1 rRNA gene is annotated in these 387 nt (G+C 57.9%); it reads left to right on the top strand.

Annotated elements, in window-relative coordinates:
- Positions 1-100 (top strand): 16S ribosomal RNA (locus tag GUY60_RS38115); the annotation flags it as partial.
- Between the last annotated feature and the right edge of the window lie 287 nt (positions 101-387).

Here is a 387-nt window from a genome sequence, read left to right as displayed (position 1 = left end):
AACCCCTTGTGGGAGGGAGCTGTCGAAGGTGGGACTGGCGATTGGGACGAAGTCGTAACAAGGTAGCCGTACCGGAAGGTGCGGCTGGATCACCTCCTTTCTAAGGAGCATCTAGGCCGCCAAGCTTGCTTGGTGGTCCAGGGCCATTACGTCGGCAAATGTTCGACGGTGGTTGCTCATGGGTGGAACGTTGACTATTCGGCACGATTGTTTGGCTTCGCTAGTACTGCTTCGGCGTGGAACGTGAAAGTCAGGGGATTGTGTCGGGCACGCTGTTGGGTGTCTGAGGGTACGGCCGATTGTGGCTGCCTTCAGTGCCGACCCCAGTGCACTCGGAACGCTGGTTCCGGGGTGATGGGTGGTTGGTCGTTGTTTGAGAACTGCACA

It is taken from the genome of Streptomyces boluensis (assembly GCF_009908195.1).
In the GTDB taxonomy this organism is placed as follows: domain Bacteria; phylum Actinomycetota; class Actinomycetes; order Streptomycetales; family Streptomycetaceae; genus Streptomyces; species Streptomyces boluensis.
Note: the sequence above shows the minus strand (reverse complement) of the source record. Positions and strands in the feature narration are given on the sequence as shown.